This window comes from Ramlibacter sp. GCM10027632, from assembly GCF_042675325.1.
Taxonomy (GTDB): domain Bacteria; phylum Pseudomonadota; class Gammaproteobacteria; order Burkholderiales; family Burkholderiaceae_C; genus Ramlibacter.
Genome location: NZ_JBHTGW010000013.1, coordinates 64,379 through 86,412, shown reverse-complemented (window position 1 = coordinate 86,412; position 22,034 = coordinate 64,379). Strand labels below are relative to the sequence as shown.

The window sequence follows — 22,034 nt, the reverse complement described above, 5'->3', positions numbered from 1 at the left end:
CGGCGTCGGCCGTGGCGGCCGACGCGCGGGTCAGGCCGATGGGACGGGCCTTGCGCGGGTCGGCCGGGGCGGCGCGCCCCGCCTCGACGGCCCGCGCCTGCGCTGCCGGCAGCGGACCCAGGTCGACCCGGGCCGCCGCGGCCACGGCGGCCGGGGACTCGGGGGCGGTCAGGTCGCGCAACGCGGCGGACTGGGGAAACTGGGTGGACTGGGGCGCCCCGTGCTCGTAGGGTTCGATGCGGGGCAGGGCCGCGTTCGCCGGGTCGGCCGTGATCGCGGGGACCGGGTCGGTGCGGCTGCCGTTGCCGCCGCCCCCGGGCAAACCGCCCTCGCCGCCGCAGGCGGCCAAGAGGGTGAGAAGGGTCAGGATGAGGAGGGTCAGGAGGACCCGCCAGCCCGCCGCCCCCAGGCGCTGGCCGCGTCGAATCTCAAGGCGTTCCATGGTGTGGCACCTCCAGCCGGGTCGAATCACCGGATTCTGGGCCGGCACCCTGGCGCCTGCTGTTGCCGAACGAAACGCGTCCGCTGCGGGCCGACCGGAGGCCCGGGCCGCGCCTCAGCGCGCCAGCGCCTTGAGCGCCGCCTTGATGCCCTCGCTCACGCCGATGCCGGCGGGCAGGGCCTTGAGGGCCGAGGAGGCCTCCTTGTCGCTGTAGCCCAGGGCCAGCAGGGCCTGGAGGATGTCGGCCTGGTCGTCGGTGGCGGCGCCGCCACCGCCCACCGGGCCGAGGTCGGCGCCGAGCTTGCCCTTGAGCTCCAGCAGCAGGCGCTCGGCCGTCTTCTTGCCGATGCCGGGCACCTTGACCAGGCGGCCGGCGTCCTGCGCGGTGACGGCATGGGCGATCTCGGCCACGCTCATGCCGGACAGCACCGACAGCGCGGTGCGCGGGCCGACGCCGGAGATGCGGATCAGCTGCCGGAAGGTGTCGCGCTCGCCGGGGGTGGCGAAGCCGTAGAGGATCTGGGCGTCCTCGCGGACGACGAAATGCGTCAGCAGGCTCACCTTCTCGCCGGTGTTCGGCAGGTTGTAGAAGGTGCTCATGGGCACGTCGACCTCGTAGCCGACGCCATTGCAGTCCACCAGCAGCTGGGGCGGGTTCTTGTCGGCCAGGGTGCCGGTGAGTTTGCCTATCATCGTGATCCTCTCTCTGGATTATCAGCTTGATCCTCCGCCACACTTTCTCGCCGCCGAACAACGCCCGCCTGGCCCACCTGTGCGGCCCCACCGACGAACACCTGCGCACCATCGAGGCGGCGCTGCAGGTGTCGATCGCCCACCGCCACGAGCAGTTCAAGGTCGACGGCCCCAAGGCCAAGGCGCAGCGCGCGCTGGAGGTCCTGCAGGCGCTGTACGAGATCGCCGCGCGCCCCATTCCCGCCGAGAAGGTGCAGCTGATGCTCGCCGGCGACGCCTCGCTCGAGGAAGGCGACGATGGCGCCCTGGTGCTGCACACCCGCCGCGCCGACCTGCGCGCCCGCACCCCGACCCAGAGCGTCTACCTGGACAACATCGCCCACCACGACATCACCTTCGGCATCGGCCCTGCCGGCACCGGCAAGACCTACCTGGCGGTGGCCTGCGCGGTCGACGCGCTGGAGCGCAGCGCGGTGCAGCGCATCGTGCTCACGCGGCCCGCGGTGGAGGCCGGCGAGAAGCTCGGTTTCCTGCCCGGCGACCTCACGCAGAAGGTGGACCCGTACCTGCGCCCGCTGTACGACGCGCTCTACGACCTCATGGGCTTCGACCGCGTGACCAAGGCCTTCGAGCGCAACGCGCTGGAGATCGCGCCGCTCGCCTTCATGCGCGGGCGCACCCTGAACAACGCCTTCGTCATCCTCGACGAGGCGCAGAACACCACGCCCGAGCAGATGAAGATGTTCCTCACCCGCATCGGCTTCGGCAGCAAGTGCGTGGTCACCGGCGACATCAGCCAGATCGACCTGCCCAAGGGCCAGCTCTCGGGCCTGGTGGATGCCGAGCGCATCCTGCGGCGCGTCAAGGGCATCGCCCACACCCGATTCACCAGCGCCGACGTGGTGCGCCACCCGCTGGTGGCCCGCATCGTCGACGCCTACGACGCCGCCAGGAAATCCGATGCCGCGCGCTAAGCTGCCTCCCGCTCCCGCCCCCACCCTCGAGCTCGAACTGCAGTTCGGCGATTTCCCCGGCCTGGCCGCCCACAAGGCCCTGCTGCGCAAGCCGCGCGTGAAGCGCTGGATGGAGATGGCGCTGAAGCATCCCGGCGAGATCGCGGTGCGCATCGTCGGCGAGGACGAGGGCCGCGCCCTCAACCGCCAGTACCGGCGCAAGGACTACGCCACCAACGTCCTGACCTTCGACTACACCCGCGAGCCGGTGGTCACCGGCGACCTGGTGCTGTGCGGCCCGGTGGTGGAGCGCGAGGCGAAGGAACAGGGCAAGTCGCTCGAGGAACACTACGCCCACCTGCTGGTGCACGGCACCCTGCACGCGCAGGGCTACGACCACGAGACGAACGAGCGCGACGCGCTCGAGATGGAGGCCCTGGAGGTGCTGCTGCTGCAGGCCCTGGGCTATCCCAACCCCTACTGACCCCTGCGGGATCCCGGGCCGGCCCTACAGGATCCGCATCGGGATCGTCACCGGCCCGTCGTTCACCAGCGAGACCTGCATGTGGGCGCCGAAGCGGCCGGTGCCCACGCGCGGGTGCGCCATGCGCGCCTGCTGGCACAGGTAGTCGTACAGGTGCTCGCCGAGCGCGGCGGGCGCGGCGCCGGTGAAGCTCGGGCGGTTGCCGCCGGCGGTGTCGGCCGCCAGGGTGAACTGGCTCACGAACAGGAGCCCGCCGTCGATGTCCTGCACGCTGCGGTTCATCTTGCCGGCCTCGTCGCTGAAGATCCGCAGCTTCAGCAGCTTGGCCAGCAGCCGGTCGGCCTGGGCCTCGGTGTCGCCGGGTTCGGCGCACACCAGCACCAGCAGGCCGGCGCCGATCTCGCCCACCGCCTCGTCGCCCACGTCCACGCGCGCCTCGCGCACCCTCTGGATCACCGCCAGCATCAGTCCACGTCCTTCCTGTCATCGACATGCGCCTCGACGTCGCTGGGCAGCAGCTGGATCGTGGCGCGCAGTCCCGGCACCTCCCCCATGAGGGCCTGTTCCACCGCGTTGCGCAGGGCCGCGGCACGTCCCAAGGTCCAGTCGGCGGGCATGTGCATGTGCATGTCCGCGAAGCGGCGCTGGCCGGCCTTGCGGGTGGTCACATGGTCGAAGCGCACGGCGTCATGGGCGAAGCCCGCCAGCGTGCGCTGGATCTGCGCCTGCACCTCGGGCTCCAGCGCCTCGTCCATCAGGCCCTGCGAGGAGCGGTGCAGCAGTTCGATGCCCTCGCGCAGGATGTTCAGCGCGACGCCGATGGCCACCGCCGCATCGAGCCAGAGCCAGCCGGTCAGGCCGGCCAGGGCGATGCCGGCGACGACGCCGACCGAGGTCCAGACGTCGGTGACCAGGTGGCGGGCGTCGGCTTCCAGCGCGATCGAGCGGTGCTCGCGCGCGGCGCGGTGCATGACCCACGCCAGCAGGCCGTTCAGCGCGGAACTGGCGACCGACAGGCCCAGGCCCCAGTCGATGCGCTCCAGCGGCTGCGGGTCGAACAGGCGGTGGCCGGCGGCCCAGATGATGCCCAGCGCCGCGCCGATGATCAGGATGCCCTCGAAGCCGGAGGAAAAATATTCGGCCTTGTGGTGACCGTACGGGTGGGCCTCGTCGGGCGGGGCCTCGGCCACCGTGACCATGACCAGCGCGAACAGGGCGCTGGCCAGGTTGACGAAGGATTCCATCGCATCGGACAGCAGGGCCACCGAGCCGGTGACCTGCCAGGCCAGGGTCTTGAGCGTGATGGTGAGCACCGCGACGCCGGCCGACACCGCGAGCAGGCGGCGCGGCGTGAGTCGGGCAAGGAGCGTCGTCGCCATGCGTCGATTGTGGCCCAGCGCCACAATGCGCCCATGCGCACCTGGATCCGCCGCCATGCCCCGTGGCTGGGCCTGTGGGCCCTGCTCGCCGTGGCAGGGGCCGCGGCGCTGGCCCGCCTCGAGCTGTCCCATCTCTACGCCGCGTTCGACACCGACGCACGCATCGCCCACCGCCTCCTGAGCCAGCGGATGGCGCAGCACGACGCGGCGCTGGCGACACTCGCCCTGCTGCAGCCCGCCCCCGGGCCGGAGGCGGCCGAACGCCGCCTGCCCTCGCTGTACCCGCAGGTGGTGGCGGTGCAGCGACGCGATGGCGCGCAGCCCTGGGTCGACCCGGCGCTGGAAGCCGCCCAGGCCGAGTCGCGCCGCCAGCGGCGGCCCGTGCCCGGCCCGCTGGACCTGGCCCAGGGCCGCTACTGGCTGGTGCTCGCCGGCGAGCCGGCCAGCTTCGCCTTGCAGCTGTCGCTGCGGGAGGCGGTGCCGGCCGCCGAATGGCCCGCCTCCGCCGCGCCGGTGCGCATGACGCTGGAAATGGCCGGCCAGTCCTTCCTGCTGCAGCCGGGCGCGGCGCAGGCCGGGGGCTGGCGCTTCGAGGCTACCAAGGTGCTGGGCTCGGCCAGCCAGCCCTTCGCCCTGGTGGCCAGCCGCAGCGTCGGCTGGGGCGAGCTGCCCTGGGGCCGCATGGCGCTGTGGGCGCTGGCCTGCGCCGGCGCGCTGGCGGTGGCCCGCACGCTGCTGGCCCTGCGCGAGCAGCGCCGGCGCGCCGAGGACCTGCTGCGCCTCGGCCAGGTCGGCCGGCTCAATGCCCTGGGCGAGCTGGCCGCCGGCATGGCGCACGAATTGAACCAGCCACTGACCGCGCTGCTCGCCAACACCCAGGCCGCCAGCCGCCTGCTGGCCGAGGACCCGCCCGACCTGGCCACCGCGCGCGGCGCGATGTCGCAGGCCGCCGGACAGGCCCGACGCGCCGCCGACGTGGTGGGCCGCCTGCGCCGCACGCTGGAGCACCCGGACCCGGCGGTGCGCGAGCCAGTGGACCTCGAGGCCGCGGCCCGCGGCGCGCTGCACCTGCTGGCGCCGCAACTGCAGCGGCATGGCATCGAGGCCTGGGTCGAGGGCCCGCCGGTGCGGGTGCTCGCCGAGCCGGTGGCCCTGGAGCAGATCGTCCACAACCTGGTGATGAACGCGATGCAGGCCCTGGAGCAGGTGCCGGCGGGCCAGCGCCGGCTGGTGCTCGCCACCTCGCAGGAGGGCGGCGACGGCCGCCTCGCGGTGACCGACACCGGCCCGGGCATCGCGCCCGAGGCCCTGCCCCGGCTGTTCGAGCCGTTCTTCACCACCCGCCCGGGCGGCATGGGGCTGGGCCTGAGCCTGTGCGAAACCCTGGCCGGCCGGCTCGGGGGCCGCCTCGAGGCCGCCAACCACGCGCCGCGCGGCGCCAGCTTCCGACTGACCCTGCCCCGGGCCACGCCATGAACGCCACGACCCAGACCGCCAACGCGCAATCCCCCCTGGTGCACCTCGTCGACGACGACGCCGCGGTGCGCGCCAGCCTGGAGCTCCTGATCGGCACCATCGGCCTGCGGGTGCAGCCCTGGGCCGACCCGCAGGCCTTCCTTGATGGCTTCGACGGCGGCGGCATCGGCGCCATCGTGCTCGACGTGCGCATGCCCGGGGTGGGCGGGCTGCAGGTGCTGGAGCGGCTGCAGGCGCGCGGCATGGACCACCCGGTGATCATGCTCACTGGCCATGGCACGGTGGACATGTGCCGGCGCGCCTTCAAGGGCGGCGCCGCCGAATTCCTGGAGAAGCCGGTCGACGACGACGCCCTGCTCGAGGCGCTGCAGTCGGCCGTGCGCCAGCACGTGGGCACCCGCGAGCGGCTGCGCGCCGGGCAGGCCGCGCGCGAGCGCCACGCCCAGCTCTCGGAGCGCGAGCGCGAGGTGCTGCGCCTGATCGTGCAGGGCCTGACCAACAAGGAGATCGGCCGCGTGCTGGGGCTGTCGCCGCGGACCGTGGAGAACCACCGCGCCCACGTGTTCGAGAAGCTCGCGGTGGACTCGCTGGCCCTGCTGATTCGCCAGTACGCCGACCTCGCCGAGGGCGACGGCGCGGGTGGCGCCGAACCGGGGCCCTGAGTAGTTCTACGCAGCGGCCCGCGTAGCCGCTCGGATGGCGCCGGCGGGCGCCGGTTCCTACAGTGCACCCACGGTCCGCCGCGGGCCGTCCAGACACTGAAACCCGAACCGGAGAACCCATGAACAAGCTCGCATCCACCCTCGCCTTCGCCCTCGCCTTCGCCCTCGCCGCGGCCGCCGCCGGCAGCGCCTCCGCCCAGGCGGTGCGCACCGAGCGCAACGTCTCGCTCGACCTGGCCAACCAGATCGCCTCGGCCACCGTCGCCGCCTGCACCGCCGGCGGCTACAACGTGACGGCCACGGTGGTCGACCGCGCCGGCGTGGTGCGCGCGGTCCACCGCGCCGACAACGCCGGCCCGCACACGCTGGAGGCCAGCCGCATGAAGGCCTACACCTCGGCCTCGGCCAAGAACAACACGCTGGCCATCATGGAGGTCGCGCAGAAGAACCCGGCCGCCGCCAACCTGGTGAACATCCCCGGCTACCTGCTTCTGGGCGGCGGCGTGCCGGTGCGCGTGGGCAACGAGGTGATCGGCGCGGTGGGGGTGGGCGGTGCGCCCTCGGGCCAGATCGACGAGCAGTGCGCCGTCGCCGCGCTGGACAAGGTCAAGGACCTGCTGAAGTAATCCCCGCGCACGAAGGAGACGCGCCATGGCCGACCGCCGCGCACCGATCGCCAGCACGCCTGCCACCATCGCCCGGCGGGCGCGCACCGCCCTCGCGGTGCTGTCCCAGGCCGTGGCGCTGGCCCTGCCCATCACGCCCTTCGTGGCCCTCGTGGCCGCCGGGCCGGCGGCGGCCCAGGTCGGCCCGTCCGCGCCGGAGGCCGCAGCCTACCGGGGCCTGCATGCCGCGGCCTGGCGCGGCGACGCGGCGGCGATCCGCCAGCTGGCGGCCGGCGGCGGGGCCTCGGCCCTCGAGGCCCGCGACGGCAATGGCCGCACGCCGCTGCACGTGGCCACCTTCGCCCGCCACCCCGAGGCGATCCGGGCGCTGGCCCAGGCCGGCGCGCGCCTGGACGCGATGGACAACGACCGCTACGACGCGGTCACCATTGCCGCCGTGGCCGACGACGAGGCCAGTTTGCGCATGCTGCTGTCGCTGGGCGCCAGCGCGAAGCGGGTGACCAGCCGCTACGACGGCACCGCGCTGATCGCCGCGGCCCACCTGGGGCATGACGGCGTGGTGCGGCAGCTGGTGGCCGCGGGCGCGCCGCTGGACCACGTGAACAACCTGCACTGGACGGCGGTGATCGAGGCCATCGTGCTGGGCGATGGCGGGCCGCGCCACCAGGCCACCCTGAAGGTCCTGGTCGATGCGGGCGCCAACCTGCAGCTGGCCGACCGCAATGGCCGCACGCCGCTGCAGCTGGCGCGGCAGCGGGGCTACGCGGCAATGGTGAAGATGCTGGAAGCGGCCGGCGCGAAATAGCGCCGGCGCCGCGGGACCGGGATCAGGCCAGCGTCACGCGGGCGAACTTGCGCTTGCCCACCTGCACGACATAGGTGCCGGCCTCGAGCTTGAGGCCCTTGTCGCTGACGACGCTGGAATCGACCCGCACGCCGCCGCCGTCGATGAGGCGGTTGGCCTCCGAGGTGGAGGGTGCCAGGCCGGCCGACTTGAGCAGCGCGCCGATGCCCAGGGGCACGCCGGACAGCGAGACCTCGGGAATCTCGTCGGGCACGCCGCCCTTGCTGCGGTTCACGAAGTCCTGCTCCGCGCCGTCGGCCGCGGCAGCGCTGTGGAAACGCGCCGTGATCTCCTTGGCCAGGGCCACCTTGGCATCGCGCGGGTTGCGGCCGCCCTCGACCTCCCGGCGCAGCGCCGCGATGTCGGCCTCGCTGCGGAAGCTCAGGAGGGTGTACCAGCGCCACATCAGCGTGTCCGAGATCGACATCACCTTGGCGAACATGGTGTTCGGGTCCTCGCTGATGCCGATGTAGTTGTTCTTGCTCTTGGACATCTTGTCCACGCCGTCGAGGCCCTCGAGCAGCGGCATGGTCAGGATGCACTGGGGCTCCTGGCCCCACTCCTGCTGCAGGTGGCGCCCCATCAGCAGGTTGAACTTCTGGTCGGTGCCGCCCAGCTCCAGGTCGGACTTCAGGGCCACCGAGTCGTAGCCCTGCATCAGCGGGTACAGGAATTCGTGCACCGAGATGCTCTGGCCCTGGGTGAAGCGCTTGTGGAAGTCGTCGCGCTCCATCATGCGGGCCACGGTGTACTTGGCCGCCAGCTGGATCATGCCGGTCGCGCCCAGCGGCTCGGACCACTCGCTGTTGTAGCGGATCTCGGTCTTCGACGGGTCCAGTACCAGGCTGGCCTGGCGGTAGTAGGTTTCGGCGTTGACCTTGATCTGCTCGGGCGTGAGCGGCGGGCGGGTGCTGTTGCGGCCCGAGGGATCGCCGATCAGGGAGGTGAAGTCGCCGATCAGGAAGATCACCTGGTGGCCCAGGTCCTGCAGCTGGCGCATCTTGTTCAGGACCACGGTATGGCCCACGTGGATGTCCGGCGCCGTCGGGTCCAGGCCCAGCTTGATCCGCAGCGGCACGCCGGTGGCCTCGGACCGGGCCAGCTTGCGCTCCCATTCCTCGCGCGGCAGCAGCTCCTCGCAGCCGCGCAGTGACACTGCCATCGCCTCCCGCACGCGGTCCGTCACGGGGTGGGCGGTTGTTACAGTGGCTTGATTCATAAGGCTTTTTACGGATTCGTCGGGCCACCGACCCGGTATACTCGGGCCAGCTTTTGGGGAAGGCCGATTCTAGTCACCCCCTGATCGGCACTTCCCGTAGCGAGCCGCTTCACGGGCGAAGACGCAAGACACCCACCCGCCAAGGACCCGCAGACTTGAACAACAACCTCCTGGCCGCCGGCCGCCGACTGGCCGCGCGAGCAGCCCACGCGCTGGAGCACCATCCCAAGCACATCACCGCCCTGCTGGCGGCCGCGCTGCTGGGTGGTGGCGGCGGCGCGTTCGCCGTGGCCAGCTTCGGCCCCGACGCCGCCGACGTCCCGGTGCGCGAGGTGGTCGAGTCCGTCGTGCCCCTGGACCTCGCCAGCCAGGCGCAGGCCCTGGACCTGCACGCGCTGCGCCTGTTCCGCACCGAGGGCGTTCGCAGCTCCGACACCGTCGACACCCTGTTCGCCCGCCTGGGCCTGAGCGATGCCGCCGCCGCCGCCTTCGTGCGCGGCGACACCGCCTTCCGCAGCCAGGTGCTCGGTCGCACCGGCCGGCAGGTCACCGTCGAAGCCAATGACAAGCAGGGCCTGGAGCGCCTCACCGCGCGCTGGACGCCCGACAGCGACGGCACCTTCCGCCGCCTGGTGATCGAGCGCGGCACCGACGGCCGCTTCACCAGCCGTGTCGAGACCGCCGCCCTCGTGCCCTCCGCCCGCCTGGGCAGCGGCACCATCCGCACCTCGCTGTTCGCTGCGGTCGACGACGCCCGCATTCCCGACGAAATCGCCATCCAGGTGGCCGACATCCTCGGCGGCCGCGTCGACTTCCACCGCGGCCTGCGCAAGGGCGACCGCTTCAGCGTGGTCTACGAAACCCTCGAGGCCGACGGCGAGCCGATGCGCACCGGCCGCGTGCTGTCGGTCCAGTTCGTGAACAACGGCACCACGCACGACGCCCTGTGGTTCCAGGAGGCCGGCAAGAAGGGCGCCTACTACTCGCTGGACGGCAAGACCCTGCAAAGCGTCTACCTCGCCTCGCCGATGGAGTTCTCGCGGGTGACCAGCGGCTTCGCCATGCGCTTCCACCCGGTGCTGCAGACCATGCGCGCCCACCTGGGCGTGGACTACGGCGCCCCCACCGGCACCCCGGTGCGCACCGTGGGCGACGGCCAGGTCGAGTTCGCCGGCCGCCAGGGCGGCTACGGCAACGTGGTCATCATCAAGCACAACGGCAGCGACTCCACCCTGTACGCCCACCTCTCGCGCATCGACGTGCGCGCCGGCCAGAAGGTCACCCAGGGCCAGCGCGTGGGCGCGGTCGGCTCCACCGGCATGTCCACCGGCCCGCACCTGCACTTCGAGTTCCGCGTGAACGGCCGGCACCAGGACCCGCTGACCGTGGCGCGCCGCGCCGAGGGCCTGCCGCTGTCCGCAGAAGCCCGCCCCGCCTTCGACAAGCTCGCCGGCGCCATGCGCCTGAAGCTCGAAGCCGCGGCCGGCATGGCCCTCACGGCCAGCATCGAATAAGACCGCTGCCACCGTGGGCGCCCTGTACATCGGCCTGATGTCCGGCACCTCGCTGGACGGGGTCGACGGGGTCCTCGCCGACTTCAGCGCCGCCCCGGGGCGCGTGCTGGCCCATGCCAGCGCCCCCTTCCCCGACGCCCTGCGCGCCGAGCTCCTCGCGCTCAACACCTCCGGCCCCGACGAACTGCACCGCGCCGCGCTTGCGGGCAACGGCCTGGTGCGCGTCTACGCGCAGGTCGTCCAGGACCTGCTGGCCCGCTGCGGCGTGGCCCCCGGAGCGGTCCGCGCCATCGGCGCCCATGGCCAGACCGTGCGCCATCGCCCGCAGGAGTTCGACGGCACCGGCTACACCCTCCAGTTGAACCAGCCCGCCCTGCTCGCGGAGCTCACCGGCATCCCGGTGGTGGCGGACTTCCGCAGCCGCGACGTCGCGGCCGGCGGCCAGGGCGCGCCCCTCGCCCCCTTCTTCCACCGCGCCTGGTTCGGCCGCCCGGGCCAGGCCCTGGGCCTGCTGAACATCGGCGGCATCTCCAACCTCACCGTGCTGCGGGCCGACGGCAGCCAGCTCGGGTTCGACTGCGGCCCCGGCAACGCCCTCATGGACGGCTGGTGCCAGCAGCACCTGGGCCGCGCCTACGACGACCGCGGCGCCTGGGCCGCCAGCGGCCGGGTGCACGAGGCCCTGCTGGCGGCCCTCCAGTCCGACGCTTACTTTTCGCGTCCGCCGCCCAAGAGCACCGGCCGCGACCTGTTCCACCTGCAGTGGCTGGCCGGCCACCTCGCGGCCTTCGGCGAGATCGCGCCCGAGAACGTCCAGGCCACGCTCGCCGAGCTCACCGCGCGCGCCTGCGCCGACGATCTCATGCGGCATGCCCCCGGCCTCGGGCAACTGGTCGTCTGCGGCGGCGGGGCCCTCAACGACTTCCTGATGCAGCGGCTCGCCGCGCTGCTGCCCGGCGTCGCCGTGGCCGGCAGCCAGGCGGCCGGCCTGCCGCCGCTGCAGGTCGAGGCCGCGGCCTTCGCCTGGCTGGCCCGCAAGGCCCTCGAGGGTGAAAAGCTGGACCTCCAAAGCACCACGGGCGCCAGGGGCGCCCGTGTGCTGGGGTGCGTGTACCCGGCTTAGACCGAGAAGCTGGAGCCGCAGCCGCAGGTGGTGGTGGCGTTCGGGTTCTTGATCACGAACTGCGCGCCCTGCAGGTCTTCCTTGTAGTCGATCTCGGCGCCCACCAGGTACTGGTAGCTCATGGCGTCGATCAGGAGCGACACGCCGTTCTTGGTCATGACGGTGTCGTCGTCGTTGGTGATCTCGTCGAAGGTGAAGCCGTACTGGAAGCCGGAGCAGCCGCCACCCTGCACGAACACGCGCAGCTTCAGGTCGGGGTTGCCTTCTTCGGCGATGAGGTCGGCCACCTTGGCCGCGGCGCTGTCGGTGAACAGCAGCGGGGCAGGCATGTCGGTCTGGATGTTCTCGGCAACAGCGCTCATGGGAATTCCTTATCGATTCAGGCGGGTATGTTAGGCCATCCGCGCCGGTTGCAAGGCGCGGCGCGCCTTGCCGCCCCCTCGCGTGGGGGCTTTGGTGCAAAGAAAAAGCCGCATCCGGCGAACCGGTGCGGCTTCTCGCTGCAGGAGCGGGCGATTAACGCTTGCTGAACTGCTTGCGGCGGCGAGCGGAGTGCAGGCCGACCTTCTTACGCTCGACTTCACGGGCGTCGCGGGTCACGAAGCCGGCTGCGGACAGCGCGGGCTTGAGGGACGCGTCGTAGTCGATCAGGGCGCGGGTGATGCCGTGACGGGTGGCACCGGCCTGGCCGGATTCACCGCCGCCGTGGACGTTGACCTGGATGTCGAAAGTCTCGACATGGTTGGTCAGCACCAGGGGCTGCTTGGCGATCATGATCGAGGTCTGGCGGCCGAAGAACTGTTCGATGCTCTTGCCGTTGACCGTGATCTTGCCGGTACCCTTCTTCAGGAAGACACGGGCGACGCTGCTCTTGCGGCGGCCGGTGCCGTTGTTCCATTCACCAATCATGTCCGCTCCTTAGATGTCCAGCTGCTTGGGCTGCTGCGCGGTGTGCGGGTGCTCGGCACCGGCGTACACCTTGAGCTTCTTGATCATGGCGTAGCCGAGGGGACCCTTGGGCAGCATGCCCTTGACGGCCTTCTCGAGCGCACGGCCAGGATGCTTGGCTTGCAGGTCGCGGAAGTTGGTTTCGTAGATACCGCCCGGGAAGCCCGAGTGACGGTAGTACTTCTTGTTCAGATCCTTCGTGCCGGTGACACGGATCTTGTCTGCGTTGATGACGACGATGTAATCGCCGGTATCGACGTGAGGCGTGTAAATGGCCTTGTGCTTGCCGCGCAAACGGAGGGCTGCTTCGCTGGCAATCCGTCCGAGCACCTTGTCGGTGGCGTCAATCACAAACCACTCGTGCGTCACGTCAGCGGGTTTTGCGCTGAACGTTTTGGTCATGAGACTCTTTCGAGAAAGTGGTTTGGCGGTCCTTTTCCGCGTTCGGCGTCCCTCTTCTGGGGACCTCTTAGGCGGGGTTTCCACGGGCGGGCGCCACTGGCGTGTCGCACGTGCGTGTTATCTGCCGCGGGACCACGAGAACGCTGCAGAGCCTTGGATTATATGAAGAATCGCCCGGGTTGCGCCAGTCCCCCTCCAGGGCGGCTACCATGGGCACCATGTTCAGTTACCGGCACGCCTTCCACGCCGGCAATCACGCCGACGTGCTCAAGCACCTGGTGCTGATCGCCACCCTCAAGCACCTGGTGCAGAAACCCGCCGCCCTGCTGGCGGTGGACACCCATGCCGGCGCCGGCCTCTACCGGCTCGACGACGACTACGCCAGCACCTCCGGCGAGGCCGACGACGGCATCCGCAAGCTGTTGGCCGCCGACCTGCCCGAGCCAGCGCCCGCGCTGGCCGACTACCTGGAGGTGGTGCGCTCCTTCAACCACGAAGGCCGCCTGAAGCTCTACCCCGGCTCGCCCTTCGTGATCCAGAAATTCCTGCGCGAGGAAGCCCGCGACCGGCTCAAGCTGTTCGAGATGCACCCCACCGACAGCCAGGCCCTGGCCGCCCACGTGGCCCAGCTGCGCGCCGGCCGGCAGGTGGCCGTGACGCGGGCCGACGGCTTCGAGTCCCTCAAGGCCCTGCTGCCTCCGCCGTCGCGCCGCGGCCTGGTGCTGGTGGATCCGAGCTACGAGATCAAGAGCGATTACGCGAAAGTGAGTGCCTGCCTCGAAGACTCGATCAAGCGCTTCGCCACCGGCACCTACGCGGTCTGGTACCCCATCATCCCGCGGCCCGAGGCCCACGAACTGCCCCGGCGCCTCAAGACCCTGGCCAACCAGGCCGGCAAGCCCTGGCTGCATGCCACGCTGTCGATCGGCCAGCGCGACGAGCCGCTGCAGCCCAAGGTGCCCGGCGAAGGCCCGCGCCGGCAGGGCCTGGCGGCCAGCGGCATGTTCCTCGTCAACCCGCCCCACACCCTGAAGCCGGCGCTCGCCGCCGCCCTGCCCCAACTCGTGGCGGCCCTGGGCCGGGGCCGCGGCCAGGGCCACGCCCTCGAGACGGGCGGCTGACGCCGCCGGCCGGCCTGCCAGTGGGCCGGCGAAACAACCGCTAACCGCAAACATCCCCCGCCGGGCCGATCGGCGGGCGGGCCGACCTATCATCGCGCCCGATTCCTGACGACAGGCCGAGCCCATCGGCCGCCAACGCTTTTCCGCCCATCCGCAACGACATGTAACGACAGTAACAAGGCCCAGGCGACGGGAGCCCATTTCCCGTTTACATCTCGCGGCCGTTTCCCTACCGCTTCTGCGCGGATTCCCTAGCCATCTGCCGCCATTCCCCTAAGGCCGGGGTGCGTCCGATTTCTACGATCGGACCCATAGAGGCACCCACGGCTTTCAGCCCAGGCCCTCGGGCCCCCAGAGCCCGACCAGACAGACGGATCGGCATGCCACCTGCTGGCACCAATTACTTACATTGAGACTGACACGAACATGAAAGCATTCATCCGCACCTTCGGTATCGCGTTACTGGCCACCGCCGCCTGGCAAGCCCTGCCGGTCGCCGCTCAGACCCGCAGCGCCGTCAACGCCCCCTACGGGGTGTCCCGTCCGGTGGCGGATCGCTACATCGTCGTCTTCAAGTCCCATGTCGCCAACCCGGCCGCCCAGGGCGCGCAGATGGCCCAGTCCCACGGCGGCCGCCTGCACCATGCCTACGGCCACGCGCTCAAGGGCTTCTCCGCCACGCTGCCGGCCGCCGCCGTCAATGCGCTGCGCAACCACCCGGATGTGGCTTCGATCGAGCAGGACCAGACCGTCTCGCTGCAGCAGAGCGTCACCCAGTCCTCCGCCACCTGGGGCCTGGACCGCATCGACCAGGTCGACCTGCCCCTGAACACCCAGTACACCTACAGCCAGACCGGCGCGGGCGTGACCGCCTTCGTCGTCGACACCGGCATCCGCGCCGACCACAGCGAATTCGCCGGCCGCCTGCTGCCGGGATTCACCGCCGTCGCCGACGGCCAGGGCACCAACGACTGCAACGGCCACGGCACCCACGTGGCGGGCACCGTCGCCGGCACCACCTGGGGCGTGGCCAAGGGCGCGAAGGTCGTGCCCGTGCGGGTGCTCGACTGCTCGGGCAACGGCGCCTGGAGCCAGGTCATCGCCGGCCTGGACTATGTCGCCTCGAGCACGGCGCGCCCCGCGGTGGCCAACCTGTCCCTCGGCGGCTCCGCCTCCTCCACCCTGGACGCGGCCGTCGCCGGCGCCGTCAGCAAGGGCGTGACCGTGGTCGTCGCCGCGGGCAACAGCAACGTCGACGCCTGCACCGCCTCGCCGGCCCGCGAGCCCAGCGCCATCACCGTCGGCGCGACCATGAGCTCCGACTACCGCGCCTACTTCTCCAACATCGGCACCTGCCTGGACCTGTTCGCCCCCGGCTACAACATCGTCTCGGCCGGCATCGCCGGCACCACGGCCTCGGCCACGATGAGCGGCACCTCCATGGCTGCCCCGCACGTGGCCGGCGCCGCCGCCCTGATCCTGCAGGCCAACCCCGGCGCGACGCCGGCCACCGTGGCCAGCACCATCAAGGCCAACGCCACGACCAACCACGTCATCGCGGCCGGTACCGGCTCGCCCAACCTGCTGCTGTCCATCGGTTCCGCCAGCGCGCCGGTCACGCAGCCGGCCCCGGTGGTGACCCAGACCGTCGCGGTCCGCTCGCTGGGCGGCAGCGGCGCCCGCACCGGCGGCAGCAGCTGGAAGGCCAGCGCCACCATCAACGTGCGTGACGTCGCCACCGGCGCCGCCGTCGCCAATGCCACGGTCTCGGGCAGCTTCGCCCCCGGCGGCACCTTCAGCTGCAAGACCGGCAGCACCGGCGCCTGCACCGTGAGCACCGGCAACCTGAAGTCCAGCACCACCCGCAGCACCACCTTCACGGTGGGCGACATCAGCGGCACGCAGCTGCAGTACGACGGCGCACAGAACGTCGCGACGCAGGTCGTGATCCTGGCGCCCTGATCGCCCCCTGACCGCACAAGGGCCGGCCCGCGCAAGCGGGCCGGCCCTTGCCGTTTGCGGGGACTCAGACCACGACATCGCTCGCCTGGAGCGTGGCGACGCCGGCGAGTTCGACCGCGAAGTCGGCCGCCCCGTCACCATTGACGTCGCCTTCGAGCAGGTGGCTCGTCCCGTCGAACCGCAGCTGGCCGGCGACGTTCGAGAAGGCGGCCGCGCCGATCCAGGTGAAGGCGTCGTTGGCGCCGCCACCGGTCGAATTCGCGTCGATGCCCGAGACATCGATGCGGTCCTGGCCGCTGGTGAAGCCGCTGACCACGTCATGGCTGGCGCCGGCGGGGCTGGCGGCCACCGAGGCGAACACGAAGGTGTCGGCCAGGCCGGCCCGGCCCTGGATCGCCTCGCGGTCGGCCCCGGCGGTGAAGGTTGCGCCGGACACCACCGTCACGTCCAGCACCTGCGTGGCCGAGACATCGCCATCGGTATCCTGGACCGCCACGTTGAACTGCAGCTGGCTGGTCGGCGTGATCGTGGTGAAGAAGCCCATGTCGACGATCTTCATCACGTCGTTGTCGGTGGTCGCCGCGCCGAAGGCCGTGGTGCCGGAACTCAAGCCACCGGCGCCGACCGCCGGGTTCAGGCTGATGCCCGAACCGGAGAGGCCCTCGGTGGACACCAGCACCTGCAGGCCCTCGATCACGTAGTGCTCGACGTTGCCGCCGCCCAGGTCGCGGTTGTAGTCGTTGCTCTCGATGATCACCAGGCCGTCGTTGTTGTCGAGGCTGACGTTGCTGTAGGCCGCGGGCACCGGGATGGCCGGGTCGGTCTTGACGTAAATGTCGTAGTTGTCCACCACCACCGCGCGGGTGATGCGGGTGCCGGGGTCGCCGTTCACGTCGATCAGCTTGAGGACGACCACGAAGTCCTCGCCGTTCGTGATGCTGTGCGTGATGCCGTCGAACTTGATGTAGACCCCGCTGGTGGTCGCGGTCGGTGCCAGCCCGGTGTTGCCCTTGGGGTCGGTCAGGTAGAAGTCCAGGTCCAGCACCTCGCCCTTCTGGATGGTGTCCCCGGCCACGCCGGCCGCCGAGCCCGACACGCTGACCCACGAGGCGGCCTGCGTGAACAGCTCCTGCTGGTCGTTGGTGAAGGTGCCATCGCCCCCGGCCACCAGGTTGTTGGCCCCGGTGCCGCTGCCCGGCTCCGCGTAGCCCTGGAACTGCACATGGAAGCTGCCGGACAGGCGCGCCACCGACACCGCGGGCTGTGTGTTGTCCGGCGTGCTGGTATTCAGCTCATAGCCGGCGAAGCCCTGGGCGGTGCTGGTGGTGAGCAGGCTGTAGCTGGAGACCGGCGCGGCGAGCTGCAGGGTGTAGGTGCCAGCGGTCTTGTTGAAGGTCAGCGTGCCGGTCGCCTGGCTGGTCGAGCCGTCGAACGGGTTGGACACGTAGCTGAAGGACACGGCGTACACCGCCGATGCCGCGGACTCCGACTGCCAGGTCGTCCCGGTGGCGCCCGTGGGCGTGATCGCGCTGCCGGCCCCCGAGCCCACGTTGCCGCCGGTGAGGGCGACGGAATAGAAGTCGGAATTGCTGGCGGACCAGCTCGTGCGGGCGTCGGCGCCGATGGCGTAGGCGAACACGCCGGTCCCGCCAGGCGATGGGTTGCTCGAGTTCGCGTAGACCAGGTCGCTGCGGGCGCTGACCACGGGGGTGTCGTCGTCCACGTCGATCGCCAGGGTGCCGTCGACCCAGTCGCCGTCGTCGTCGGTGACGCGGTAACCGACCGTGAAGCTGGCGTTGTTCTCGGCGCTGCCGGCCGCATGGGCGATCGGCGCGTTCTGCGTGACCGTGTAGGCGCCGGTCGCGGTATCGAGCGTCAGCGTCAGGACGGTGGTCGTTCCCTGCTTGACCAGGAGGTCATCACCGGACAGCTCATACGAGAACCCCGTGGGCGCGCCCGAGGTACGCCAGGCGACCGAGCCCGCGCCGTCACGGCCGAAGGTGAGACCGAGGGTTCCGCTGAGGTTCTGGGCGTCGGTGTCGTCGTCGGTGCCGCCCGAATTGCCGCCGAGCGCGTCGTCGTCGAGGCGGGCCGTCAGGTTGGCGGAGACCGTCGGGGCGTCGTCCTCGAAGCGGATGGCGGCGCCGATGTCGATGCTGTCGGAGGCCGTGTCGTCGTCACCATCGAGCTGCGTGACCACGGCATGGAGCCTGTCGGTCAGGTCCACGCGGTCGTCCGGGTTGCTCGCGCCCCCCAGCGGGTGGCCGATGGCGGCGTACTGCGCCACCGACACCTGGCCGCTGCCATTGATCCGGATGACGAACACCACGGCATCGTCCGCGCCGCCCGCGCGGCCGGAGACGGTGGTGGGCGACTCCTGCCACAGGTTGATGTGCGTGGTGCCATCGCTGGTCACCAGGCCCGACCAGCTCCCATCCCCATCGACGATCTCGAGCGTGACGGCCGCGCCCGGCGCGCCGTCGGCATCGGCGCCGACGGTGGTGGTGGTGTCGACCAGGTCCACGTCGACCACCGCGCCGAACGGCGTGCCGAATTCCCCCGAGAACGGGTCGGCCACCACGGAGGGTGAATCGTCGTCATCGGCCGTGAGGTCGCCGCCAGGGGTGCCCTGGGACTCGTCGAGGGTGATGGCGTTGAGGGTGCGATCGATGCTCGCCGTCGGCGCGTCGTCCACGAATGCGATGTCGCCGAGTGCGGTCGTCTCCAGCCCGCCCGAGGTCAGGCGGAAGGCACCGATGTCGAAGGCGGAGTTCTGCCGGGCGTTCTGCGGGTTGCCGACGTTGTCGACCAGGACCCGGTTGTGGTCGCCATCGGTGACATAGGTCAGGTCGTCACCCGCGACCAGGCCGCGCAGCAGCACGGTGTCGCCGTTGAAGTCCGCCGAGATGCCGCCCTTGGACGAGGGGTCGCTCTCGCTGAATGCGTAGGTGGTCTGGGTGCCGTTCTTGGCGGTCCGCACCACGGTCACCGACAGGATGTTGACCGGCGTGTCATCGCCATCCCCCAGGCCCTCGAGGTAGTCGGCCCCGACCTCCGCCCCGTCGGTATTGAAGAACGCGCTGATTTTCAGGCTCGCACCCTTGGGCGGCTGCAACTGCACCAGCGCGAAGGAGGCCGAGTCGGCGCCGTGGTACGAGCCGAAGGCGATGTTGGCTTCCAGGTCCGCCTCGTTCTGGTCAAGGTTGGGCACCGTGTAGGCCAGGTTCGGGTTGTCGACGAAGGTGAACCACATGCCCTCGCCCGGGTCGATCATCTGGTTGTTGCTGCCGATGGTGGTGGCGCCGCCGCCCTGGCCGGTGTTCACCGTGTCACCGCCCTCCGGGTTCTTGCCGGTCACGACGATCGCCACCGTCGGCGGGTCACCGTTCTGCGTCTTGTTGCCGAACATCAGGAACAGGTTCTGCCCGGAAGGCGCGCCCGCCAGGGAGAACTCGAGCAGGTTGTCGACGCTGACGAAGATCTTGTTGCTCAGGACCTCGAGGTCGTTGTCGTCGGTGGCATCGCCATGCTCGATGGCCTCAAACTGCACCAGCCACAGCTTGGCGCCGGTGGCATTCACGTCGGCATCGCCATCGCCGAAGCTGGTGGCGTTCGACTCCATGTAGATCGCGAACACGATATCGCCGGTCTGTTCATCGATCCCGAGCACCACGTTGTTGTCGAACTCCCCGGTGTAGAGGAGGATGCGGTGGCCGCTGGTGGTGGTCAGCCCGCTGTCCAGGCCATCGAGCGGGTCGCCGTTGCTGTCGGTGAAACTGACATCCAGCACGTCGGCGCCGAAGGTCAGGACGTTGGTGCCTCCCGAGTTCGCCTGGGTGCCGTCCACGCCACTCAACGCGGTGGAATTCGCCACACCGCTCACGCCGCCCGCGGCGGTCAGCGCCTGGGCGAGTCGATCCGGGAGCGTCGAGCCCGTGTCGTTGCTGGTGGCACCACTGTCGTCCGTGTTCTGGACATCCACGGTCTCGTCGACCGTTACAAGATAGTCAGCCATGGCACTCTCCATCGAATGCACTGAATGACGGGATCACGGCCTGCCCGGCGGGGCCGGGCAGGCCTGGAGGCAGTCCGGGCCCGGGGAGGGCCCGGTGCTGGTTACAGCATCAGGTCGCCGGCCGCCACCGAGGCGACCCCGGAGAGCACGACCACGAAGTCGGCGTTGCCGTCGCCGTTGACGTCGCCCTGGAGCCGGAAGGTCGCTGCGTCGTAGCGCAGCTGGCCTGCCGTGTTCGTGAACGGCCCGGCGTTGATCCAGGTGAACGCGTCGTCCGCGCCCCCACTGACGGCGTCAATGGCGACCAGGTCGATGCGGTCCAGGCCGCTGACGAAACCGGTGATCACGTCCGGTGCGGTCGCCGGGCTGTCGGCGACCGTGTTGAACACGAAGGCATCGCCCTGCCCGATGCGGCCCTGGATGGACTCGGTGTCCGGCCCGGCGATGAAGGTGCTGTTGCCGAGGATGGAAACGTCCAGGCGCTGGGTCGCCGTGACGTCGCCGTCGGCGTCCTGCACGGCGACGTCGAAGTGCAGGTCGGCGTCGGGCGTGAAGGAGCTGAGGAAGCCGATGCTGGTGATCTTCATGACGTCGTTGTCATTGGTCACGCTGTCGAACGGCTGCATCGCCAAGCCGGTGCTGCCACCGCCCGAGCCCACCGCCTTCTGCAGGTTGTAGCCCGAACCGTTGACGCCCTCGGTCGTGGTGAGGATCTGCATGCCCTCGATCCGCCAGGTCTGGCCTTCGGGGTTGTAGTCGTTGCGCTCGATCACCACCAGCCCGTCGTTGTTGTCCAACGGGATGGCGGCATACGGCGCAGGCACCGTCATGGTGTTGTTGTAGATGTCGCCGTTCTCGACGACGACGGCGCGGGTCGTGTGGACGCCTGAATCGTTGACCAGCTTGAGCACCACGACGAAGTCCTCGCCCGACGCGCCGAAGCGCTTGATGCCGTCGAACTTGAGGAATACCCCGTCGATGCGCGCATCCGGCGCGACGCTGGAGAAGCCGTGCGGGTTGTAGGTGAAGAAGTCCATGTCCAGGACCTCACCCTTCTGGATCGTGTCGCTGGCCACACCGGTCGCCACGTTGGAGATGCTGACCCAGGTGGCGGCTTGGGTGAACAGCTCGCCGTCCGAGAGCGTGTTCGGGGTATCCGTGCCACCCTTGAGGTTGTTGCTCCCCGTGCCGCTCCCCGGCTCCTTGATGCCCGTGAACTGCGCATAGAACTGCGTCGAGACCGTCGCCACGGACACCATCGGCTGGGTCTTGTCCGTCTGGTGGCTGTTCACCTCATACCCCGTGAACCCGCGCGAGTACGCCGTCTCCAGCATCGGCACGAGCGGGAACGGATTGCCCATCGACAGGTGGTAGGTCCCCGCATCCTTGTCGAAGGTCAGCGTCCCGCTGCCCGAAGCCCAGGTGCCGGCGCCGGGGTCCTGCAGGTACTCGAACGACACGGAGAACACCGCGGTGTCGCCGTCCTCCGACTGCCAGTCGACATCCATGCTCTTGATCGCATACCCGGCGATCGTCCCGCTGTGGAGCGTCACGCTGGCGAAGTCGCTGTTGCTCTGCGACCAGGTCCCGGTGTGCACGTCGGCGCCGATGGAGTACGAGAAGACGCCCGTTCCGCCGGGGGCCGGATTGCTGCCATTGGCGTAGATCAGGTCGGTGCGGGCGTTGATGATCGGCGTGTCGTCGTCCACGTTGATCACCAGCGTGCCATCGGCCGTGTCGTCGTCACCATCGGTGACGCGGTAGTTCAGCGTGAGCGACACGTTGTTCTCGTTGTCGCCGGCGGGGTGCATGATCGGCGCGTTCTGCGTCACGGCGTAGGCACCGGTCGCTGTATCCAGCGTGATCGTGAGGACCAGGCGGGATCCCTGGCGCACTTCCAGGTCGTCCCCGTTCTTCAGGTAGGAGAAGCCGGTGGGCGCGCCTGTCTCGAGCCACTCGACGCTGCCCGCATCGTCCTCGCCGAAGTCATGGCCCAGCGTGCCCGAGGCGTTGGTCGAGTTCGCGTCATCGCCCGTGCCGCCGGGGTTGCCGCCCGTCAATGCATCGTCATCGAGCTGCACGTTGCCGTTGGCCGCCACCGACGGGCCGTCGTCCTCGAACACGATCGCCTCGCCGATGCCCACGCTGTCCGAGGCCTCGTCATCGTCCTC

19 protein-coding genes and 1 pseudogene are annotated in these 22,034 nt (G+C 70.4%); 10 read left to right on the top strand and 10 right to left on the bottom strand.

The window, feature by feature from the left end; genetic code table 11:
- Together ACFQZY_RS17440 and ruvA are read right to left on the bottom strand one after the other, a co-directional pair.
- Positions 1-442 (bottom strand): annotated as a pseudogene (locus ACFQZY_RS17440) (hypothetical protein); the annotation flags it as partial.
- A gap of 114 nt (positions 443-556) precedes the next feature.
- Positions 557-1,135 (bottom strand): Holliday junction branch migration protein RuvA, encoded by a 579-nt coding sequence (ruvA, locus tag ACFQZY_RS17435; RefSeq protein ID WP_377418187.1) that lies wholly within the window; start codon positions 1,133-1,135, stop codon positions 557-559.
- Between the two features lie 26 nt (positions 1,136-1,161).
- On the opposite strand from ruvA, the gene ACFQZY_RS17430 reads away from it, so the two are divergent.
- Positions 1,162-2,109, top strand: coding sequence for a PhoH family protein (locus tag ACFQZY_RS17430; protein ID WP_377418185.1), 948 nt, complete (start codon positions 1,162-1,164; stop codon positions 2,107-2,109).
- Positions 2,096-2,572, top strand: coding sequence for an rRNA maturation RNase YbeY (ybeY, locus tag ACFQZY_RS17425; protein WP_377418183.1), 477 nt, complete (start codon positions 2,096-2,098; stop codon positions 2,570-2,572). Before ACFQZY_RS17430 ends, ybeY begins: the two co-directional genes overlap by 14 nt.
- Positions 2,573-2,596: 24 nt before the next feature.
- On the opposite strand, the gene dtd is transcribed toward ybeY, so the two are convergent.
- Together dtd and ACFQZY_RS17415 are read right to left on the bottom strand one after the other, a co-directional pair.
- On the bottom strand, positions 2,597-3,037 hold the full coding sequence (dtd, locus tag ACFQZY_RS17420; RefSeq protein ID WP_377418181.1) for a D-aminoacyl-tRNA deacylase: 441 nt from the start codon (positions 3,035-3,037) through the stop codon (positions 2,597-2,599).
- Complete coding sequence (locus ACFQZY_RS17415; RefSeq protein ID WP_377418179.1) at positions 3,037-3,951, bottom strand: cation diffusion facilitator family transporter; 915 nt, start codon at positions 3,949-3,951, stop codon at positions 3,037-3,039. Before ACFQZY_RS17415 ends, dtd begins: the two co-directional genes overlap by 1 nt.
- Before the next feature lie 33 nt (positions 3,952-3,984).
- Between ACFQZY_RS17415 and ACFQZY_RS17410 the strand changes: the two genes are divergently transcribed.
- From ACFQZY_RS17410 to ACFQZY_RS17395, 4 genes are all read left to right on the top strand, one after another.
- The gene (locus ACFQZY_RS17410; RefSeq protein WP_377418177.1) at positions 3,985-5,427 is read left to right on the top strand and encodes a sensor histidine kinase; all 1,443 of its coding nucleotides are present in this window, start codon (positions 3,985-3,987) and stop codon (positions 5,425-5,427) included.
- Entirely contained in the window at positions 5,424-6,089 is a 666-nt protein-coding gene (locus tag ACFQZY_RS17405) for a response regulator transcription factor (protein ID WP_377418175.1), read from the top strand. Before ACFQZY_RS17410 ends, ACFQZY_RS17405 begins: the two co-directional genes overlap by 4 nt.
- 119 nt (positions 6,090-6,208) lie before the next feature.
- A complete protein-coding gene (locus ACFQZY_RS17400; RefSeq protein WP_377418173.1) occupies positions 6,209-6,715 on the top strand; it encodes a heme-binding protein in 507 nt (168 codons plus the stop codon).
- 25 nt (positions 6,716-6,740) lie between these two features.
- Positions 6,741-7,520 (top strand): ankyrin repeat domain-containing protein, encoded by a 780-nt coding sequence (locus tag ACFQZY_RS17395; RefSeq protein ID WP_377418171.1) that lies wholly within the window; start codon positions 6,741-6,743, stop codon positions 7,518-7,520.
- A gap of 22 nt (positions 7,521-7,542) precedes the next feature.
- On the opposite strand, the gene tyrS is transcribed toward ACFQZY_RS17395, so the two are convergent.
- Positions 7,543-8,778, bottom strand: a complete 1,236-nt coding sequence (gene tyrS / locus ACFQZY_RS17390; RefSeq protein WP_377418169.1) for a tyrosine--tRNA ligase — start codon at positions 8,776-8,778, stop codon at positions 7,543-7,545.
- A 155-nt stretch (positions 8,779-8,933) separates the two neighbouring features.
- Between tyrS and ACFQZY_RS17385 the strand changes: the two genes are divergently transcribed.
- Together ACFQZY_RS17385 and ACFQZY_RS17380 are read left to right on the top strand one after the other, a co-directional pair.
- Entirely contained in the window at positions 8,934-10,292 is a 1,359-nt protein-coding gene (locus ACFQZY_RS17385; protein WP_377418167.1) for a M23 family metallopeptidase, read from the top strand.
- Between the two features lie 13 nt (positions 10,293-10,305).
- Positions 10,306-11,415 (top strand): anhydro-N-acetylmuramic acid kinase, encoded by a 1,110-nt coding sequence (locus tag ACFQZY_RS17380; RefSeq protein ID WP_377418165.1) that lies wholly within the window; start codon positions 10,306-10,308, stop codon positions 11,413-11,415.
- Here ACFQZY_RS17380 and erpA read toward each other — a convergent pair.
- From erpA to rplM, 3 genes are all read right to left on the bottom strand, one after another.
- Positions 11,412-11,777: an iron-sulfur cluster insertion protein ErpA gene (gene erpA / locus ACFQZY_RS17375; RefSeq protein ID WP_377418163.1), complete on the bottom strand. Its 366-nt coding sequence runs from the start codon at positions 11,775-11,777 to the stop codon at positions 11,412-11,414. The genes ACFQZY_RS17380 and erpA overlap by 4 nt on opposite strands.
- A 154-nt stretch (positions 11,778-11,931) precedes the next feature.
- Complete coding sequence (gene rpsI, locus ACFQZY_RS17370) at positions 11,932-12,324, bottom strand: 30S ribosomal protein S9 (RefSeq protein ID WP_377418161.1); 393 nt, start codon at positions 12,322-12,324, stop codon at positions 11,932-11,934.
- 9 nt (positions 12,325-12,333) lie between these two features.
- Positions 12,334-12,765 (bottom strand): 50S ribosomal protein L13, encoded by a 432-nt coding sequence (rplM, locus tag ACFQZY_RS17365; RefSeq protein ID WP_377418159.1) that lies wholly within the window; start codon positions 12,763-12,765, stop codon positions 12,334-12,336.
- A 218-nt stretch (positions 12,766-12,983) separates the two neighbouring features.
- On the opposite strand from rplM, the gene ACFQZY_RS17360 reads away from it, so the two are divergent.
- The gene (locus ACFQZY_RS17360; RefSeq protein ID WP_377418193.1) at positions 12,984-13,886 is read left to right on the top strand and encodes a 23S rRNA (adenine(2030)-N(6))-methyltransferase RlmJ; all 903 of its coding nucleotides are present in this window, start codon (positions 12,984-12,986) and stop codon (positions 13,884-13,886) included.
- Between the two features lie 426 nt (positions 13,887-14,312).
- Positions 14,313-15,848, top strand: a complete 1,536-nt coding sequence (locus ACFQZY_RS17355; protein WP_377418157.1) for a S8 family peptidase — start codon at positions 14,313-14,315, stop codon at positions 15,846-15,848.
- Between the two features lie 64 nt (positions 15,849-15,912).
- Here ACFQZY_RS17355 and ACFQZY_RS17350 read toward each other — a convergent pair whose 3' ends face one another.
- Both ACFQZY_RS17350 and ACFQZY_RS17345 read right to left on the bottom strand, forming a co-directional pair.
- The gene (locus ACFQZY_RS17350) at positions 15,913-19,863 is read right to left on the bottom strand and encodes a beta strand repeat-containing protein (protein WP_377418155.1); all 3,951 of its coding nucleotides are present in this window, start codon (positions 19,861-19,863) and stop codon (positions 15,913-15,915) included.
- Positions 19,864-19,964: 101 nt separating this feature from the next.
- Positions 19,965-22,034: M10 family metallopeptidase C-terminal domain-containing protein (locus tag ACFQZY_RS17345; RefSeq protein ID WP_377418153.1), on the bottom strand; the 2,070-nt coding region annotated here is incomplete at its 5' end.

Excerpts from the sequence above, each read along its gene's own strand:
- dtd (WP_377418181.1), bottom strand. The coding sequence starts at position 3,037 with ATGCTGGCGGTGATCCAGAGGGTGCGCGAGGCGCGCGTGGACGTGGGC.
- ACFQZY_RS17410 (WP_377418177.1), top strand. The coding sequence starts at position 3,985 with ATGCGCACCTGGATCCGCCGCCATGCCCCGTGGCTGGGCCTGTGGGCC.
- ACFQZY_RS17405 (WP_377418175.1), top strand. The coding sequence starts at position 5,424 with ATGAACGCCACGACCCAGACCGCCAACGCGCAATCCCCCCTGGTGCAC.
- ACFQZY_RS17395 (WP_377418171.1), top strand. The coding sequence starts at position 6,741 with ATGGCCGACCGCCGCGCACCGATCGCCAGCACGCCTGCCACCATCGCC.
- rpsI (WP_377418161.1), bottom strand. The coding sequence starts at position 12,324 with ATGATTGGTGAATGGAACAACGGCACCGGCCGCCGCAAGAGCAGCGTC.
- erpA (WP_377418163.1), bottom strand. The coding sequence starts at position 11,777 with ATGAGCGCTGTTGCCGAGAACATCCAGACCGACATGCCTGCCCCGCTG.
- ACFQZY_RS17350 (WP_377418155.1), bottom strand. The coding sequence starts at position 19,863 with ATGGCTGACTATCTTGTAACGGTCGACGAGACCGTGGATGTCCAGAAC.
- ACFQZY_RS17415 (WP_377418179.1), bottom strand. The coding sequence starts at position 3,951 with ATGGCGACGACGCTCCTTGCCCGACTCACGCCGCGCCGCCTGCTCGCG.
- ruvA (WP_377418187.1), bottom strand. The coding sequence starts at position 1,135 with ATGATAGGCAAACTCACCGGCACCCTGGCCGACAAGAACCCGCCCCAG.
- ACFQZY_RS17400 (WP_377418173.1), top strand. The coding sequence starts at position 6,209 with ATGAACAAGCTCGCATCCACCCTCGCCTTCGCCCTCGCCTTCGCCCTC.
- ACFQZY_RS17355 (WP_377418157.1), top strand. The coding sequence starts at position 14,313 with ATGAAAGCATTCATCCGCACCTTCGGTATCGCGTTACTGGCCACCGCC.
- rplM (WP_377418159.1), bottom strand. The coding sequence starts at position 12,765 with ATGACCAAAACGTTCAGCGCAAAACCCGCTGACGTGACGCACGAGTGG.
- ybeY (WP_377418183.1), top strand. The coding sequence starts at position 2,096 with ATGCCGCGCGCTAAGCTGCCTCCCGCTCCCGCCCCCACCCTCGAGCTC.
- tyrS (WP_377418169.1), bottom strand. The coding sequence starts at position 8,778 with ATGAATCAAGCCACTGTAACAACCGCCCACCCCGTGACGGACCGCGTG.
- ACFQZY_RS17360 (WP_377418193.1), top strand. The coding sequence starts at position 12,984 with ATGTTCAGTTACCGGCACGCCTTCCACGCCGGCAATCACGCCGACGTG.